The organism is Pseudoduganella albidiflava (assembly GCF_004322755.1).
Lineage (GTDB): Bacteria > Pseudomonadota > Gammaproteobacteria > Burkholderiales > Burkholderiaceae_D > Rugamonas > Rugamonas albidiflava.
The window spans coordinates 4,190,262-4,206,290 of sequence record NZ_CP036401.1 but is presented as its reverse complement, the minus strand read 5'-3'; the positions used below and the strand labels follow the sequence as shown (position 1 = coordinate 4,206,290).

Sequence of the window (16,029 nt, the reverse complement as noted above, 5' to 3'; positions counted from 1 at the left end):
GCCTCGTGTGATGAGCAGGGCGGGGCGCCTTGCTCGCATGCTGGATGTTCGATCGGAAGAGTGCCCAAGCCAGTCAATCGACGGGGGCGAGAGCTCGCGAACCGCATGGCGGTGGGCAGGATGGCCGCAGTGGGAGCTGAATCGACACGGTACCACGAATAATTCCGTGCGGCAATATTCTTGCACGAATGCCGGCCGTTTGTGGCGCCCCGGCAACTTCGCCTGTCTGGCCCTCGAGCGGGCTTTCCTGGGCAGGCAATGGTTGCGGACAATGACACTACGTGTCATACTGGATTTGTCGTGTCATCGGCCGTATCGGAGAAGGCCGGCGCGCGGCGGCACGCGTTTTTCCTTCATTTTTCGTGCATTTTTCCTTCATGCAGGAGCCAGGATGACCAACACACTTTTGATGACCAAGCAGGAACTCGTTTCCATCGCGCAGGAGCGCCTGGACCGGGAAGCCACCGACAACGGCTGGTCGGCGCGGCAGCGGCTAGCCCTGGCTTGCCGCATCTTGTTCGACGGCGGGCATGATTCCGGCCTCGCCGGCCAGATCACCTGCCGCGCCGGAGAACCCGGCACTTTCCTTACCCAGCAACTGGGCCTGGGCTTCGACGAGATCACCAGCACGAACCTGATCCACGTGGACCGGGACTTGCAGGTACTGGCCGGAAGCGGCATTCCCAATCCGGCGAACCGTTTTCATACGTGGATCTATCGGGAGCGCCCGGATGTCAACTGCATCATCCATACGCACCCCACGCACGTGGCGGCGCTGTCGATGCTGGAAGTGCCGCTGGAGGTGTCGCACATGGACACCACGCCGCTCCATGACGACTGTGCCTTCCTGAAGACCTGGCCCGGCGTCCCGGTCGGCAACGAGGAGGGCGTCATCATCGCCGGCGCGCTGGGCGGCAAGCGGGCGATCCTGCTGGCCCACCACGGCATGCTGGTGGCGGGCAGCTCGATCGAAGAGGCTTGCGTGCTGGCGCTGCTGATGGAACGTGCCGCGCGCCTGCAGCTGCTGGCGATGGGCGCCGGCACGATCCAGCCGATTCCTTCCGCGCTGGCAAGCGAGGCGCACGACTGGATCTCGACCGCCAAGCGCGACAGCGTCTCTTTCAATTATTTCGCCCGGCGCGCGCTCCGCCAGCACGCCGATTGCCTTCTCTGACACAGGAACCGTTCACATGACAACTCCATTCAAGGGCATCATCGCCTATCCCGTCACCCCATTCCAGGCCGATGGCAGCATCGACGCCGCCATGCTCACGCGCCTGGTCGACCGCATGATCGATGCCGGCGTGCACGCGATCGCGCCACTGGGCAGCACCGGCGAGAGCGCCTACCTGGACGACGACGAATGGCGCCTCGCCGCCGAGACATCGATCGCCGCCGTGGCCAGGCGCGTGCCGACCGTCGTCGGTATCTCCGAACTGACCACGCAGGGCGCCATCCGGCGTGCCCGGTTTGCCGAACGCCTCGGCGCCGACGCGGTGATGGTCTTGCCGGTGTCGTACTGGAAGCTGACCGAGGCGGAAATCATGGCCCACTACCGCGCCATCGGCGACGCGGTCGGCCTGCCGATCATGCTCTACAACAATCCGGCGACGAGCGGCATCGACATGTCCCCCGAGTTCATCGCGCGCATCTGCCGCGAAGTGCCCAGCGTAACGATGGTCAAGGAAAGCACCGGCGACCTGCAGCGCATGCACCGTCTCGACCAGCTGACGGAGGGCCGGGTGCCGTTCTACAACGGCAGCAACCCGCTGGCTTTCGCGGCATTGAATGCCGGCGCCGCCGGCTGGTGCACGGCCGCGCCAAACCTGAATGCGGCCCTGCCGCTGGCCCTGTACGAGGCGATCACCGCCGGCGACCTGGCACGCGCGCGCGCCGTCTTCAGGCGGCAGCTGCCGCTGTTGCAGTTCATCGTGAAGATCGGCCTGCCGACCTCCGTCAAGGCCGGTTTGCGCCTGCAGGGCATCGACGCGGGCGACCCGCGCCTGCCCCTGCGGCGGCTGGGCGCGGAGCATGAGGCCACGCTCGCGGCCATCCTGGCGGCGCTGGAAGAGTAGGGGAAAAGCGGGCAGCAAAGCGGTAATGCCGTTTAGATAAGCCACCCCAAGTGCAGATTCCGGGGTCAGGGAGGAGTGCTGGCATGCATGCCAGCACCGTTCCGCAGGCGCGAAGCATGCTTCGCGAAACCCCTGCTTCACCCCGGCGGGGCGTAGTCGGGGTTTCAAGGAGCATCGCTCCTTGCCGACGTAGCGATACTGGCCTGCAAGCCAGTATTCCTCTCTGACCCCAGCCCTTCGCTGTAGGGGTGAATGCATGCGATCCCGACGCGCCGGGTACGCTTAACGGAATGGCATCAGGGAGAAAGCGGGGAGTTGCGGCGCCGATGAAGGCCGCGTGGCCGCCCGCCCTTACTCGCCGTCGTGGCTGACGACGACCAGCACTTCCGCCTGCTCCTCGCCGATGCTGCGCGTCCGGTGCGGGATCAGCGCGTTGAAGTACAGCGAGTCGCCGGCGGCCAGTTCCACGGTATGGGTGGGGAACGCCACTTCGATACGGCCCTTGTGCACGAACAGCAGCTCTTCGCCCTCGTGCTCCTTGAACGCGGACGTCGTGAATTCGCGCGGCGGAAAGACCACGAACGGCAGCATCCGTTTCGACACCGCGCCCGAGGCGATGCTCTGCACCTCGTGCCGCTCCGCATGCTGGTTGCCGAGCGATGTGCGCTCGCTGGCGCGGGTGACGGTGATGTCGTTCGCGGCGTGGCTGTTCGAGATGAGCTGCTCGATATCGACTTCCAGCGCCCGCGCCAGCTTGATCGCGACAGCGATCGACGGCACGCTCAAGCCCCGCTCGACCTTGGAAAGATAGCTTTTCGTCAGTTCCGCCCGCTCGGCAAGCTCTTCCAGCGACCAGGATTTCTGCTTCCTCAGTAGTTTGAGTCGTAACGTCATGGTACTTCTGGCGAGATCAAAGGCGCATTATAGGTGACGAGGCGGGTTAGGTGACGAGGCGGGTGCGTTCGCTGGTATTGCCGGCGATGACGCAAAGCCGCCGACCGTTGCGTGGCGCCGACGCCATGGCGCGGTCCAGCCGATCCAGTTGCGTTATGGCGCCGCTGGCACTAGCATGGATCGCAGGACAGGGGCCTGCCTTGAACCAACGCCCGTGGCGGATCGCGCTGTCATCAGCTCTTCCTGACTGAATCGGCAGGCCGTTCGAGGACAGCTTGCCGGACCGAACGACCAACCCGGCAAGGACTGCGCGCATGCCCCCCACATCTGGCAGCCAATCGTCGTCACACGAAAACCTTGCAGGCACCGGGTCGTACGATGCCGGCACCACCGCGCCTGCCGGCCTGCAGGAAATCTATGAAGCCCTGGAGCGGAAGGCCACCGAAGCGATGGCATGGTATGCATCGCGACAGCGGGCCAAGAAGCGCGGGGCGCGTTACATCCGCACGGCGGCGATCCTGCTCGGCGCGTTGACCGCGATTATTCCTTCGGTGATCGCGATGATGCCGGAACGGATTTTCATCATGGGAGAGGACATGGCGGTGGTGCGCTTCAATCCCGTGGCTACCATCACCGGTGTCGCGGCCGCCACCGCCGTCCTGTTCGACCGGTTCTACGGCTTCTCCGCCAGTTGGGGGCGTTATATCGTCACCTATCAGCGCATCCAGCAAGACCTGGACGACTTCCGGATCGGATGGCGCAAGCAGATGCTCAAGTTGAACAGCAACATGCCGCCCACGGATGAGCAGATCCTGGCGGTGTACGATTTCCTTGCCGCGTTTCTGCGATCCGTGAACGATGCGGTACGAGCGGAAACGGAAGCCTGGCTGACCGATTTCAAGAGTTCGGTCGCGGATATCGACAAGACAGTCGACGGCCAGCGGGCCGCCGCCGCGAACATCGCGGCCGGCGGTGCCAAGGGCGCGCTCTCGGTGGTGCTCGCCGATCCGGAGGAACTCGACGGTGCACGGTGGACGCTGCAGATCGACAATCGCAAGGAGGAAGTGAAGACCGGTCAATCGACGGCAACCATCCCGATGCTGGACCCCGGCATCTACAAGCTGCGCGTGGCGGGTATCCGCAGGGGCCGGCCGGTCGCGGCGGAGTACCCGGTCTGCGTGACTCCCGGCGATGTGACCACCCTGAAGGTTGACAGGCTTGGCTGACCTGGCCGACTTGTGCCCCAACTGCGGGCATGACTACGCGCCGCACGTGGATCGCTGCGAAAACTGCCATCACGACCTGGGTGCACCCAACGTGCGTGCAGCCATGGCAGCCGGCGAACGAGCGGCACTCGAGAAACGCTGCCGCGATGCGCTGGAATACGCGGCAAGCCAGGGCTATCGGCACATCGTCGAGGATTTCAGGCGACATGCCGCGCGCTCCCGTGCCGTGATCTGCAAGAACATTGGTGCAGTCTACGGTATCGCCGCGCAGGCAAGGGGCAGCTGGCTGATTTCCAGCTATCACGCGCAAGTCGCTGGCGGAAGCCGTGCGCCGGATGGCGACGATTGGGACTTCGCCAGGGCGCACGAGCGCCGCTGGTTCCCGAACTACTCCGACAAGATCCAGTACGGGGCCCTTTCGTTGACTGACACGGGCCTGTCTGGCTGGGGCGAGGTGTCGCTGGTGCTGAACGAAACCGCGATCCGCGGCCGCGCATCGGTGGGTGAAGAGAATGCGGTGCATTTCGCGCAGCGGCTTTCCCCGGCGGAGCCGTTTCCCAAGGGCTTCCGGGCGACATGGGACGAGCGCGGCGAACTGTGCGTCGCCAAGCTCTTCAAGAAAGTGGAGGCCACGACCGGCGAAGCGGATTTCGCCGGCATCCTGATGTCGACACCAGGCGATCGCGACGAGGCCAACTTCGTCGAAGTCCACATCTATGGCACGCTGTTGCTGGAAGGCGTGGCATGCGTACGTGTCGCCCGTGTGTACGAGCAGGAGTTTGCGAGCTTGTGGGCGACGCTGGGCAGCCGAAACATCCGGGTCGATTTCTTCGACGATGAGAAGGTACAGGCATGAATGCCGTGATTTCCGGCGCATCGGGGATGGCGCTGCTGGTGGATGCCGGATCGTTCCATTCGTTTCACCTGAAAAGCCCGGACACCCGGCGGCTGCGCCAGCCGGAAGAGTATGCGCTGCTGTTCGGCGGCGATCCCAGTGTCGAGTTCCTGGAAAATGTGACGGAGGAAGAGGTACTGTCCCGGCTTCGGGACGCGGTGGAACGTGAACACGCCACGCGCTTCATGCTGTTGCTGCTGGACGGCGCCTGGCCCACCGACGTACGTGTGGAAGCGGCAAAAAAGCTCGAGGACATGCTGGACACGGACAAGCAGCAGCGCATCAAGGACCTGCTCTTCTCGCTGCCACTGCCGCCCGGGGAGTCCGTGCAGAGCGCATTGCTGCTGTGCCGCGGTCCGCGCGTGAAAGCGCTGCTGGCGGAATTGGTCATGTCGCAGGAGGCAATCGCTGAAACGCGCGCCGCCTGGGACGCGGCCGTCATGCAGTCGCCGGCAAGCGAGCCCGATCTGCTTCACGCCCGCGCGCTGGCGGTGCGCAGCGGCTTGTTCCGCGAGATGGTGGCCTTCACGCTCCAGCGCGCCAGGTTCGACGAGGTACGGGTGCACGTGCGCGCGACCGACTTCAAGGAGATTCCCGGGTGGGATGCCTTGTTGAACAGCTGGGCTGCGCCGATGCATTCGCGATGGCAAGTCGCTGGCGAAATCATCGCTGCCACCTGGGGCCACCTGCGGCACCTGCACCTTCCCCGGCCCAGGAATCCGCTGCCCGGCATGGCGCCGGCCATGCAGTGGCCGCGTGCCGAATCGGCCGCGCATGGCCCCGATGCCATGGACGATGCAGCAGTCGCCGGGATGCGACGCGTCCGGCGCCCGCGCGACTTCCCGCATTGGATATCCCTGCTGGGCATTGGCTTCCTGCTGTTTTTGTACATGCTGCGACAGGTGGCCCCTTTCGCCGTGGACGCTCAGCAGCTCGCCCAACTGGTGGGCTACCTGGCCATCGCCTTCCTGATGCTCCAGGGCATGGGATTCTCCGGTGCTGCATGGTACGTTCCGCAATACGTGCCGACCGGTGATGTACAGGCGGACCACGACAAAGCCAGCGTCAGCCAGGCGCTCCGTGCACAGGTCGACGCATTGAATGCGACGATCGATGCCACCGCCGACGAGGCCCGGCGCATCCGCCGCTGGCGCAACGTGCCTTACTGGCTGTACCTCGTGCTGGCCGTGGGTTCGCTGCTGGCCTGGTACGTCTTGCCGAACGTGATCGCCTTCGCCGTGGAGCTGCAGTGGTTCTTGATCCAGGTAACCGTCCTTGCGGCGGCCATCGTGGTCTTCCAGCTCTTGAACCACGCCTTTGGCGCATCGCGGGAGTCGCTGCGGCGCGCATTCGCGCAATCCATCGGCGCGCAGGCCGACCGCGAGGAAGCCAGCCTTGCGCTGGCGGTCGCGCTATCGCCTGCCGGTCCCGCCCGGGAAGCCAGCGCGGGCGGGGCAGGCTGGCTGCATGTGCGCATCCCGGAAATCGACGCATTCGCGGATCGCTCGGTCGACATCGTCGTCGATGGCAAGGCGCAACGCCATGAAGGCACGAACAGCGTGGTACTGCGGTTGGCAACCGGTTCCCATGCGCTGGAGTTTGCTGGGCGGAGCAACGCTGGCCACGAGGTCCGGAAGAAGAAGCTGTTCGTCGCGGACAGCGGCACGGTGCGGGAAGCCACGCTGCGGATGTCGGCGGGCGGGCCCGGGCAGGCGGACGACATCGTTCTTTCGATGTGAATCATGGCAGGGAAGCGATGCGGTGTTCAGCGCCACGTGATCATCGGCATTCGGTCCCCTACAGCGCCTCCGGCACATACGCGATGTGCCGCTCCTCGTAGATCTCGTAGATGATGGCCAGCATGTCCGCCAGTTCCTGGGAGCGGTCCATCGCCCGCGCGCTGAAGATGATGGGCGACACGGCCTGCCGGTCGTCGATCGGCCGGTAGACCACGTCGGTGCGGATCATGCCCTGCAGGCTGTCCGGCACGATCGCGATGCCCTGGCCGGCGCCCACCAGGCCGATGGCGATCTGCAGTTCGCGCACTTCGATCACCTGGCGCGGCACCAGCATCCGTTCGCGGAACGTGGCCAGCACCTGGTCGGCAAAACTGGGGCGTGGCGTTTTCGGGTAGACGATCAGCGGGTCGTCCATCAGTTCGGACATCCTCAGCGGCCCCGGCTGCTGCGTCAGCCGGTGGCCGACCGGCAGCGCCACGATCAGCGGCTCCTCGCGCAGCACGATGCGGCGGATCGCCGCGTCTTCCCCCTTCAGCCGGCCGAAGCCGACGTCGATGGTGCCTTCCTTCAGCGCCTTCAGCTGGTCGATGGTGGTCAGTTCGTGGAAACTGATCTCCACCGTCTGGTACCGGTCGCGAAAGCGCCGCACGATTTCCGGCAGCAGCCCGTATAGCGTCGAGGCCACGAAGCCGATCGACAGCTTGCGCTCGATCTTGCCGACCCGCCGCGTCATCGCCTTCAGGTCCTGCGCCTTGTCGAGCAGTTCCTGGGCATGGGCATGGAAGAAGCGGCCCGCCTCGGTCAGCCGTAGCGGCCGCGAACCCTTTTCGATCAGCACCACGCCCAGCTCTTCTTCCAGCTGCTGGATCTGGCGGCTCAGCGGCGGCTGCGCGATGTTGAGCCGCTCGGCGGCCCGGGTGATGTTCTTCTCGTCCGCGACAGCGACGAAATAGCGCAAGTGGCGCAGCTCCATGACTATACCTTCCAGGTATGGAAAACATACCAAATCAGTGTTGGACGGGGTCCCGTACGGGGCATATTGTACTCATACCGCCCCAAACCATACTGACTGAATATGATCTCCAACATCACAACCTACCTCGTGGACGTGCCGACGATCCGGCCGCACAAGCTGTCCGTGGCCACCATGCATACGCAGACGCTGGTGCTGGTGCGCATCCGCTGCGCCGACGGCATCGAAGGCTGGGGCGAGGGCACCACGATCGGCGGCCTGGCCTACGGCGAGGAAAGCCCGGAAAGCATCAAGGCCAACATCGACGCGCACATCGCGCCGCTGCTGGTCGGCATGGATGCCGGCGCGGTCGCGAAAGCGATGGCGAAGGTGCGCAAGGCGATCCAGGGCAACCGTTTCGCCAAGTGCGCCATCGAGACCGCGCTGCTCGATGCGCAGGGCCGCCGCCTGGGCGTGCCGGTCAGTGAACTGCTGGGCGGCCGCGTCCGCGACGCCCTGCCGGTGGCGTGGACCCTGGCTTCCGGCGATACCGCGAAGGACATCGCCGAAGCCGAAAAGATGCTGGAACTGCGCCGCCACCGCATCTTCAAGCTGAAGATCGGTGCCCGCAGCGTGAACGACGACGTGACCCACGTGCTGGCCATCAAGCGCGCGCTGGGCGATGCCGCCAGCGTGCGGGTCGATGTCAACCAGGCATGGAGCGAGCTGCAGGCCGTACGCGGCATCGCCGCCCTGCAGGACGGCGGCGTGGACCTCATCGAGCAGCCGGTGCGCGCCGAGAACCGCGAAGCGATGCGCCGCCTGGCGCGCCGCTTCGACGTGGCGCTGATGGCCGACGAAGCGCTGCATGGTCCGGTCGACGCCTTCAATATCGCGCGCAGCGAAGGCGCCGACGTCTTCGCCGTGAAGATCGCGCAATCGGGCGGCCTGGTGCCGGCCCAGCAGGTTGCCGCGGTGGCGCAACTGGCCGGCATCGGCCTGTATGGCGGCACGATGCTGGAAGGCGGCATCGGCACCGCCGCCACCGCCCAGCTGTGCGCCACCTTCGCCGACCTGTCGTGGGATACCGAGCTGTTCGGCCCGCTGCTGCTGACCGAGGAAGTGCTGCGCGAGCCGCTGGTGTACCGCGATTTCATGCTGGAAGTGCCGTCCGGGCCCGGCCTGGGCGTGACCATCGATACCGACAAGCTGCACCGGCTGTCGCGCAAATAAGGAGAACACCATGCTGTTCCATGTCCGGATGGATGTCCAGTTGCCGGCCGCGATGCCGGCCGGGCAGGCCGCGCAATTGAAGGCCGACGAGAAGGCGCTGGCGCAGCGCCTGCAGGAAGAGGGCAAGTGGCGCCACCTGTGGCGCATCGCCGGGCAGTACGCCAACGTCAGCATCTTCGACGTCGGCGGCAACGAAGAGCTGCATGCGCTGCTGATGTCGCTGCCGCTGTTCCCCTACATGAAGATCGATGTCACGCCGCTGTGCCGGCACCCGTCCTCGATCCGCACCAACGACTTTTGACCAGAACACAAGGAGACAATCATGAACCATACCAATATGACCCACGGCGACATCGACCAGCTCGTGCACAGCTGGATCGTGGCATCGGCGATCCGCCCGGCCAATCCCCGCGTGCAGCAGATCGTGGTGCGCCTGGTGGGCGACCTGTGCAAGGCGATCGAGGACCTGGACATCACGCCGAACGAATTCTGGAAAGGCCTCGAGTACTTCTCGGCCGCCGGCGCGAACAATGAACTGGGCCTGCTGACGCCGGGCCTGGGCCTTGAACGCTTCATGGACATCCGCGCCGACCTGGCCGATGCGAAAGCCGGCCTGGAAGGCGGCACGCCGCGCACCATCGAAGGCCCGCTGTACGTGGCCGGCGCGCCGGTCTGCCAGGGCAGCGCGCGGCTCGACGACGGTACCGAAAGCGACCGGGCCGAAGTGCTGTTCATGCAGGGCACCGTCTACGGCGAGAACGGCCGGCCGGTCCCGGGCGCGCAGGTGGAGGTGTGGCATGCGAACCTGCTGGGCAATTACTCGCACTTCGACCAGTCGCAGTCGCCGTTCAACCTGCGCCGCACGATCGTCGCCGACGACCAGGGCCGCTACCAGTTCCGCACCATCATGCCGAAGGGCTACGGCTGTCCTCCGGGCGGCAGCACGCAGCAGCTGCTCGACCTGCTGGGCCGCCACGGCCAGCGCCCGGCGCACATCCACTTCTTTGTTTCCGCCGACGGCCACCGCAAGCTGACCACGCAGATCAACATCGATGGCGACGAATACCTGTGGGACGACTTCGCGTTCGCCAGCCGCGAAGGCCTGGTGCCGCCGGTGGTGCGCGTGGAAGACCCGGCCGCCATCGCCGCGAAGGACCTGAAGCAGCCGTTCGCATCGATCGACTTCGACTTCCGCCTGCATGCCGACAGCGCGGCCGCACCGGCCGCCGATGTCGAACGCGCCCGCGCCGCCGCCTGAGGAGCATTGCCATGAATTCGCGCACCATCCCGATCCATCCCGCAAAGCCATCCACGCAAGCGTTCATCGACGGCCTGCTGGTCGAAGACGAAGCAAAGGGCGATTACCGCCTGCACCGCAGCGCCTTCACCGATGCCGACCTGTTCGAACTGGAGATGAAGCACATCTTCGAAGGCAACTGGATCTACCTGGCCCACGAGAGCCAGATCCCGAACAACAACGATTACTACACCACGCACATCGGGCGCCAGCCGGTGTTCATCGCCCGCAACAAGCAGGGCGAGCTCAATGCGTTCATCAACGCGTGCAGCCACCGGGGCGCGCAGCTGTGCCGCCACAAGCGGGGCAACAAGGCCACCTACACGTGCCCGTTCCACGGCTGGACGTTCAACAACAGCGGCAAGCTGCTGAAGGTGAAGGACCCGGAAGGCGCCGGCTATCCGGAATGCTTCAACAAGGAAGGCTCGCACGACCTGAAGAAAGTACCGAAGTTCGCCAGCTACCGGGGCTTCCTGTTCGGCAGCATCAACCCGGACGTGGTGCCGCTGGAAGAATTCCTGGGCGGCGCCGGCAAGATCATCGACATGATCGTCGACCAGTCGGCCGATGGCCTGGAAGTGCTGCGCGGCGCGTCCACCTACACCTTCAACGGCAACTGGAAGCTGCAGGCCGAGAACGGCGCGGACGGCTACCACGTCTCGGCCGTGCACTGGAACTACGCGGCCACGACGAACCGCCGCAAGGAACAGGAAGCGCAACCGGGCCGCGAAGACAAGATCCGCGCGATGGATGCGGGCACCTGGGGCCGGCAGGGCGGCGGCTTCTACGCGTTCGAGTACGGCCACATGCTGCTGTGGACGCAGTGGTCGAACCCGCAGGACCGGCCGAACTACCCGCGCCACGCCGAGTACGCCGAAAAGTTCGGCGAAGCCACGGCGAACTGGATGATCCAGCGCTCGCGCAACCTGTGCCTGTATCCGAACGTGTACCTGATGGACCAGTTCGGGTCGCAGATCCGCCTGCTGCGCCCGATCTCGGTCGACAAGACCGAGGTGACGATCTACTGCATCGCGCCGAAGGGCGAACCGGACGAAGCGCGGGCCCGCCGCATCCGCCAGTACGAGGACTTCTTCAACGTCAGCGGCATGGCCACGCCGGACGACCTGGAAGAGTTCCGCGCCTGCCAGGCCGGCTATGCCGGCACGGCGATGGCATGGAACGACATGTGCCGCGGCGCCACGCACTGGATCAAGGGGCCGGACGAAGCGGCCAGCGAGATCGGCCTGCAGCCGGTGATGTCCGGCGTGCGTACCGAGGATGAAGGGCTGTACACGGTGCAGCACCGCTACTGGCTGGACGTGATGCGGAAAGCTGTAATGCAAAACGCTCCGAAGGAGGGCCAGCCATGAGCACCGTGACGATCGACACCATCGCCGCCTTCCTGTACCGCGAAGCGCGCCTGCTGGACGACGAGCAGTGGGACGACTGGCTCGAATGCTATCACCCGGATGCGCGGTTCTGGATGCCGTCCTGGGACGACGACGGCACGCTGGTGACGGACCCGCAGCGCGAGATCTCGCTGATCTACTACCCGACCCGCCAGGGGCTGGAAGACCGGGTGTTCCGCATCAAGACGGAACGCTCGAGCGCGACGATCCCCGACACGCGCACCAGCCACAACATCGCCAACATCGAAGTGGTGGGGCAGGAAGCAAGCACGGTCACGGTGCGCTTCAACTGGAACACGCTGAGCCACCGCTACAAGACCGACTTCGCGTACTTCGGCATGTCGCGCTACGTGATCGATTTCGGCGGCGACCGGCCGCGCATCCTCGACAAGTACGTCGTGCTGAAGAACGACTACATCAACCAGGTCATCGACGTGTATCACATCTAGTCGATCACGAAGCCACCAGGAGACAGATGATGAATACCCATCGCATCGCCCTGCAGTTCGAAGACGGGATCACCCGCTTCATCACCTGCAACGACAACGAAAAACTGGCCGACGCGGCCTATCGCCAGAAGGTCAACATCCCGCTGGACTGCCGCGACGGCGCATGCGGCACCTGCCGCGGCTTCTGCGAGTCGGGCAGCTACGACATGCCCGAGTCGAGCTATATCGAGGATGCGCTGGAGGCGGAGGATGCCGCCAGGGGATTCATCCTCGCCTGCCAGTGCAAGCCGACCTCCGACTGTGTCGTCAAGATTCCCGCCACGTCGGAGTCCTGCAAGTCCGGCGCCCATACTTTTACTGGAACGATCGCCGCCGTCGATCACCTGTCCGCCTCGACGATCACGTTCGCCATCGATCTCGACGGCGCCGGGCCGGATTTCCTGCCGGGCCAGTACGTCAATGTCGCCATTCCGGGCACCACGCTGACGCGTTCGTACTCGTTCAGTTCCCCGCCTGGCGCCACCCAGGCGCGCTTCGTGGTGCGCAACGTGCCGGGTGGCCGGATGAGCGGCTTCCTGTCGAACGAGGCGGCGCCGGGCCAGGCCATCTCCTTTACGGGATCGTATGGCAGCTTCTACCTGCGGCCGGTCGCGCGGCCCGTGCTGCTGCTGGCCGGCGGTACCGGCATCGCACCGTTCCTGTCGATGCTCGACGTGCTGGCCGCGAAGGGTTTCGCGCAGCCGGTGCGGCTGGTCTATGCGGTGACCAACGACCACGACCTGGTCGGGCTGGAGCAGCTGGATCGCATCGCCGCGGCGCATCCGGATTTTACTTACGTGGCGACCGTGGCGGCGGACAGCCAGCACCCGCGCAAGGGCTATGCCACCGCGCACGTGGAGCCGGGCTGGATGAACGGCGGCGATGTCGACGTCTACCTGTGCGGTCCGGTGCCGATGGTGGACGCGGTGCGCGGCTGGTTTGCCGAGACGGGCGTCGCCCCCGCCAGTTTCCACTACGAGAAATTCTCGTCGACAGGAGCATGAGATGACGGATGAAGCAAGGACGCCGCGTGAACGTTTCCGCGGCAAGGTCGTGATCGTGACCGGGGCCGCGCAGGGCATCGGCCGCGGCGCGGCGCTGGCCGCCGCGCGCGAGGGAGCGCAACTGGTACTGGCCGACCGTGCCGGGCTGGTACTGGAAGTGGCCGCCGAATGCGCCGAGCTCCGGGCGCAGGTATCGGTCGTGCGGTCGGATCTGGAAACCTATGCGGGCGCGGTAGCCGTCGTCGACCAGGCGCTGGCCGAGCTCGGCCGCGTCGATGTGTTGATCAACAATGTCGGCGGCACCATCTGGGCCAAGCCCTACCAGGAATACGCCGAAGAACAGATCGAGGCGGAGATCCGGCGCTCGCTGTTCCCCACGCTGTGGTGCTGCCGGGCCGTGCTGCCGGCGATGATCGAACAGCGCGGCGGCGCCATCGTCAACATCTCCTCGATCGCCACGCGCGGCATCTACCGGATTCCCTATTCGGCGGCGAAGGGCGGCGTCAACGCGCTGACCGCCAGCCTCGCGCTGGAACATGCGCAAGATGGCATCCGCGTCAACGCGGTGGCCACCGGCGGCACGGCGGCACCACCGCGCGTGGTGCCGCGCAATCCGGCCCCGCTCAGCGCGCAGGAGCAGGCGTGGTACCAGGGCATCGTCGACCAGACCATCGCCAGCAGCCCGATGCACCGCTACGGCACCATCGACGAGCAGGTCGGCGCCATCCTTTTCCTGGCTTCCGACGAAGCGTCCTATATCACGGGCAGCGTGCTGCCGGTGGGCGGCGGGGACCAGGGATGAACACCATTGAACTCAACGGCGCGGCCTGCCGCTACCGGACCGATGGCGACCGGCGCAATCCCGCCGTACTGATGTGCAATTCGCTGGGCACGGATCACACGATGTGGGATGCGCAGGCCGATGCGCTGTCGCGCTGCTTCTACGTGGTGCGCTACGACACGCGCGGCCATGGCGCATCCGGCGCGCCACCGGGACCGTACAGCCTGGAGCTGCTGGCCAACGACGCGCTGGGCTTGCTGGACCATCTCGCCATTGGCAGTGCGCACGTGGTCGGCCTGTCGATGGGCGGGCTGGTCGCGCAATGCCTGGGGCTCTATGCGCCGCACCGCGTGAACCGGCTGGTGCTGGCCAACACGGCGGCGCGCATCGGCACGGCGGCCGGCTGGCGCAGCCGCGCCGAGGCGGTGCGCGAGGATGGCCTGGCGACGATCGCCTCCACCTCGCCCGCGCGCTGGTTCACGCCGGCGTTCGCGGCGGAAGACCGCGCCACCATCGAGCCGCTGCAGCGCACCTTGCGCCGGCAGTCACCGGAAGGGTATGCGGCCTGCTGCGATGCGCTGGCCGACGCCGACCTGGGCGACGACATCCGCGCCATCACGGCGCCGGTGCTGGTGATCGCCGGCGAAGCCGATCCGGTGACCACCGTCGCGGAAGGTGTCGCGCTGTGCACGCGTATCCGGGACGCCAGGCTCGTCACGCTGCCGGCATCGCACCTGTCGAGCATCGAAGTACCCGCCGTCTTCACGCGGGAAATCCAGTCCTTCCTTCACTCCTGAGGCCACCATGAGCGAGACGGTTCGGCCGGACGCCCCGGCCGGCGTGGCGGCGCGCGCGCTGCCGCTGCCGGCGATCGTGGCGGGCTTCCTCGCGGTGCTGGTGTCGTTCGCCGGCCCGCTGGCGATCTTCTACCAGGCGGGCCAGGCGGCGCAGGTGGATGCGGCCACCTTCGCCTCGTGGGTGTGGGGCATTTCGATCGGTGCCGGCGTGACCGGCATCTTCCTCAGCCTCCGCTACCGGGTGCCCGTCATCACTGCCTGGTCGGCGCCCGGCACGGCGCTACTGATCACGCTGTTCCCGGCGCTTTCCGTGGCCGAGGCGATCGGCGCCTATATCACGGCGGCGGCGATCCTGCTGCTGCTCGGGCTCACCGGCAGCGTCGACCGCATCATGCGACATATCCCGCACGGCGTGGCGGCCGGCATGATGGCCGGCATCCTGCTCCCGTTCGGGTTGAATGCCTTCCGGAGCGTGGGCAGCCTGCCCGTGGTGGCGATCGGCATGATCGCGGCCTACCTGCTGTGCCGGCGCATGCTGCCCCGCTATACGGTGGTCGCCGTGCTGGCGGCCGGCGTCGCCCTCGCGCTCGCGGCGGGCCGGACGGACTTCAGCCACGTCGGCCTGGCGCTCGCCGTGCCGGTGCTGGTCGCGCCCGAATGGTCGCTGGGCAGCACCTTCAGCCTCGCGCTGCCACTGGTCCTCGTCACGCTGACGGGGCAATACCTGCCCGGCATCGCGTTGCTGAAGACCTCCGGCTACGACTTGCCCGCCAGGCCAGTGATGGTGGTCAACAGCCTGGCGTCCCTGCTGGTCGCCGCCACCGGTGGCATCACGATCGCCATCGCCGCGATTACGGCGGCGATGTGCACCGGCCCGGATGCGCATGAAGACCCGCGCAAGCGCTACATCGCCGGGGTGGCCAACGGTGTGTTCTACCTGCTGGCGGGATTGTGCGCCGGCTCGATCGTCACGCTGTTCGCGGCGCTGCCGAAGGAACTGGTGGCCACCGTCGCGGGGCTCGCCTTGCTGGGGCCGATCGCGGCCAACGTGGGCGCCATGTTGGCCGCGCGCGACCGCGATGCGGGCCTGGTCACGTTTGTCGCCACCGCGTCAGGCATGACGTTCCTCGGCCTGGGCGCCGCTTTCTGGGGCATCGCGATCGGCATCGCCGCGCATCTCCTGCTGACCCGCGAATAAGGAGGACCGCACCAGCCTCTAGAAAAAACGTCAATACAGCG

16 protein-coding genes are annotated in these 16,029 nt (G+C 66.2%); 14 read left to right on the top strand and 2 right to left on the bottom strand.

Annotated features, from left to right (window positions below):
- Nucleotides 1-391 precede the first annotated feature (391 nt).
- Nucleotides 392-1,174: an aldolase gene (locus tag EYF70_RS17265; protein WP_131146509.1), complete on the top strand. Its 783-nt coding sequence runs from the start codon at nucleotides 392-394 to the stop codon at nucleotides 1,172-1,174.
- 16 nt (nucleotides 1,175-1,190) lie between these two features.
- Nucleotides 1,191-2,075, top strand: coding sequence for a dihydrodipicolinate synthase family protein (locus EYF70_RS17260; RefSeq protein WP_131146508.1), 885 nt, complete (start codon nucleotides 1,191-1,193; stop codon nucleotides 2,073-2,075).
- A 351-nt stretch (nucleotides 2,076-2,426) separates the two neighbouring features.
- Here the strand turns inward: EYF70_RS17260 and EYF70_RS17255 are convergent, their stop codons facing one another.
- Nucleotides 2,427-2,969, bottom strand: a complete 543-nt coding sequence (locus EYF70_RS17255; RefSeq protein ID WP_131146507.1) for a helix-turn-helix domain-containing protein — start codon at nucleotides 2,967-2,969, stop codon at nucleotides 2,427-2,429.
- 314 nt (nucleotides 2,970-3,283) lie between these two features.
- On the opposite strand from EYF70_RS17255, the gene EYF70_RS17250 reads away from it, so the two are divergent.
- Genes EYF70_RS17250 through EYF70_RS17240 form a run of 3 tightly spaced genes read left to right on the top strand, consistent with a single transcriptional unit; the run spans nucleotide 3,284 to nucleotide 6,829 of the window.
- Nucleotides 3,284-4,195 (top strand): SLATT domain-containing protein, encoded by a 912-nt coding sequence (locus EYF70_RS17250; protein ID WP_131146506.1) that lies wholly within the window; start codon nucleotides 3,284-3,286, stop codon nucleotides 4,193-4,195.
- Nucleotides 4,188-5,051: a hypothetical protein gene (locus EYF70_RS17245; protein WP_131146505.1), complete on the top strand. Its 864-nt coding sequence runs from the start codon at nucleotides 4,188-4,190 to the stop codon at nucleotides 5,049-5,051. The genes EYF70_RS17250 and EYF70_RS17245 overlap by 8 nt, the downstream gene beginning before the upstream one ends.
- Nucleotides 5,048-6,829 carry a hypothetical protein gene (locus tag EYF70_RS17240; protein WP_131146504.1) on the top strand — a complete coding sequence of 594 codons (1,782 nt, stop codon included), beginning with the start codon at nucleotides 5,048-5,050 and terminating at the stop codon, nucleotides 6,827-6,829. The genes EYF70_RS17245 and EYF70_RS17240 overlap by 4 nt, the downstream gene beginning before the upstream one ends.
- Before the next feature lie 58 nt (nucleotides 6,830-6,887).
- Here the strand turns inward: EYF70_RS17240 and EYF70_RS17235 are convergent, their stop codons facing one another.
- A complete protein-coding gene (locus EYF70_RS17235) occupies nucleotides 6,888-7,802 on the bottom strand; it encodes a LysR family transcriptional regulator (RefSeq protein ID WP_131146503.1) in 915 nt (304 codons plus the stop codon).
- A gap of 102 nt (nucleotides 7,803-7,904) precedes the next feature.
- Between EYF70_RS17235 and EYF70_RS17230 the strand changes: the two genes are divergently transcribed.
- From EYF70_RS17230 to EYF70_RS17190, 9 genes are read left to right on the top strand one after another with little or no spacing between them, the layout of a single operon-like run.
- On the top strand, nucleotides 7,905-9,014 hold the full coding sequence (locus tag EYF70_RS17230; protein WP_131146502.1) for a muconate/chloromuconate family cycloisomerase: 1,110 nt from the start codon (nucleotides 7,905-7,907) through the stop codon (nucleotides 9,012-9,014).
- 10 nt (nucleotides 9,015-9,024) lie between these two features.
- Nucleotides 9,025-9,315 carry a muconolactone Delta-isomerase gene (gene catC, locus EYF70_RS17225; RefSeq protein WP_131146501.1) on the top strand — a complete coding sequence of 97 codons (291 nt, stop codon included), beginning with the start codon at nucleotides 9,025-9,027 and terminating at the stop codon, nucleotides 9,313-9,315.
- A gap of 36 nt (nucleotides 9,316-9,351) precedes the next feature.
- The gene (gene catA / locus EYF70_RS17220; protein ID WP_131149168.1) at nucleotides 9,352-10,272 is read left to right on the top strand and encodes a catechol 1,2-dioxygenase; all 921 of its coding nucleotides are present in this window, start codon (nucleotides 9,352-9,354) and stop codon (nucleotides 10,270-10,272) included.
- An 11-nt stretch (nucleotides 10,273-10,283) separates the two neighbouring features.
- Nucleotides 10,284-11,681: a benzoate 1,2-dioxygenase large subunit gene (gene benA / locus EYF70_RS17215; protein WP_131146500.1), complete on the top strand. Its 1,398-nt coding sequence runs from the start codon at nucleotides 10,284-10,286 to the stop codon at nucleotides 11,679-11,681.
- The gene (gene benB, locus EYF70_RS17210; protein WP_131146499.1) at nucleotides 11,678-12,169 is read left to right on the top strand and encodes a benzoate 1,2-dioxygenase small subunit; all 492 of its coding nucleotides are present in this window, start codon (nucleotides 11,678-11,680) and stop codon (nucleotides 12,167-12,169) included. Before benA ends, benB begins: the two co-directional genes overlap by 4 nt.
- A 29-nt stretch (nucleotides 12,170-12,198) precedes the next feature.
- The gene (benC, locus tag EYF70_RS17205) at nucleotides 12,199-13,212 is read left to right on the top strand and encodes a benzoate 1,2-dioxygenase electron transfer component BenC (RefSeq protein WP_131149167.1); all 1,014 of its coding nucleotides are present in this window, start codon (nucleotides 12,199-12,201) and stop codon (nucleotides 13,210-13,212) included.
- A 1-nt stretch (nucleotide 13,213) separates the two neighbouring features.
- The gene (locus tag EYF70_RS17200; protein WP_131146498.1) at nucleotides 13,214-14,014 is read left to right on the top strand and encodes a 1,6-dihydroxycyclohexa-2,4-diene-1-carboxylate dehydrogenase; all 801 of its coding nucleotides are present in this window, start codon (nucleotides 13,214-13,216) and stop codon (nucleotides 14,012-14,014) included.
- Nucleotides 14,011-14,790 (top strand): 3-oxoadipate enol-lactonase, encoded by a 780-nt coding sequence (gene pcaD, locus EYF70_RS17195; protein ID WP_131146497.1) that lies wholly within the window; start codon nucleotides 14,011-14,013, stop codon nucleotides 14,788-14,790. The genes EYF70_RS17200 and pcaD overlap by 4 nt, the downstream gene beginning before the upstream one ends.
- A 7-nt stretch (nucleotides 14,791-14,797) precedes the next feature.
- A complete protein-coding gene (locus EYF70_RS17190) occupies nucleotides 14,798-15,988 on the top strand; it encodes a benzoate/H(+) symporter BenE family transporter (protein WP_131146496.1) in 1,191 nt (396 codons plus the stop codon).
- Nucleotides 15,989-16,029: the final 41 nt, after the last annotated feature.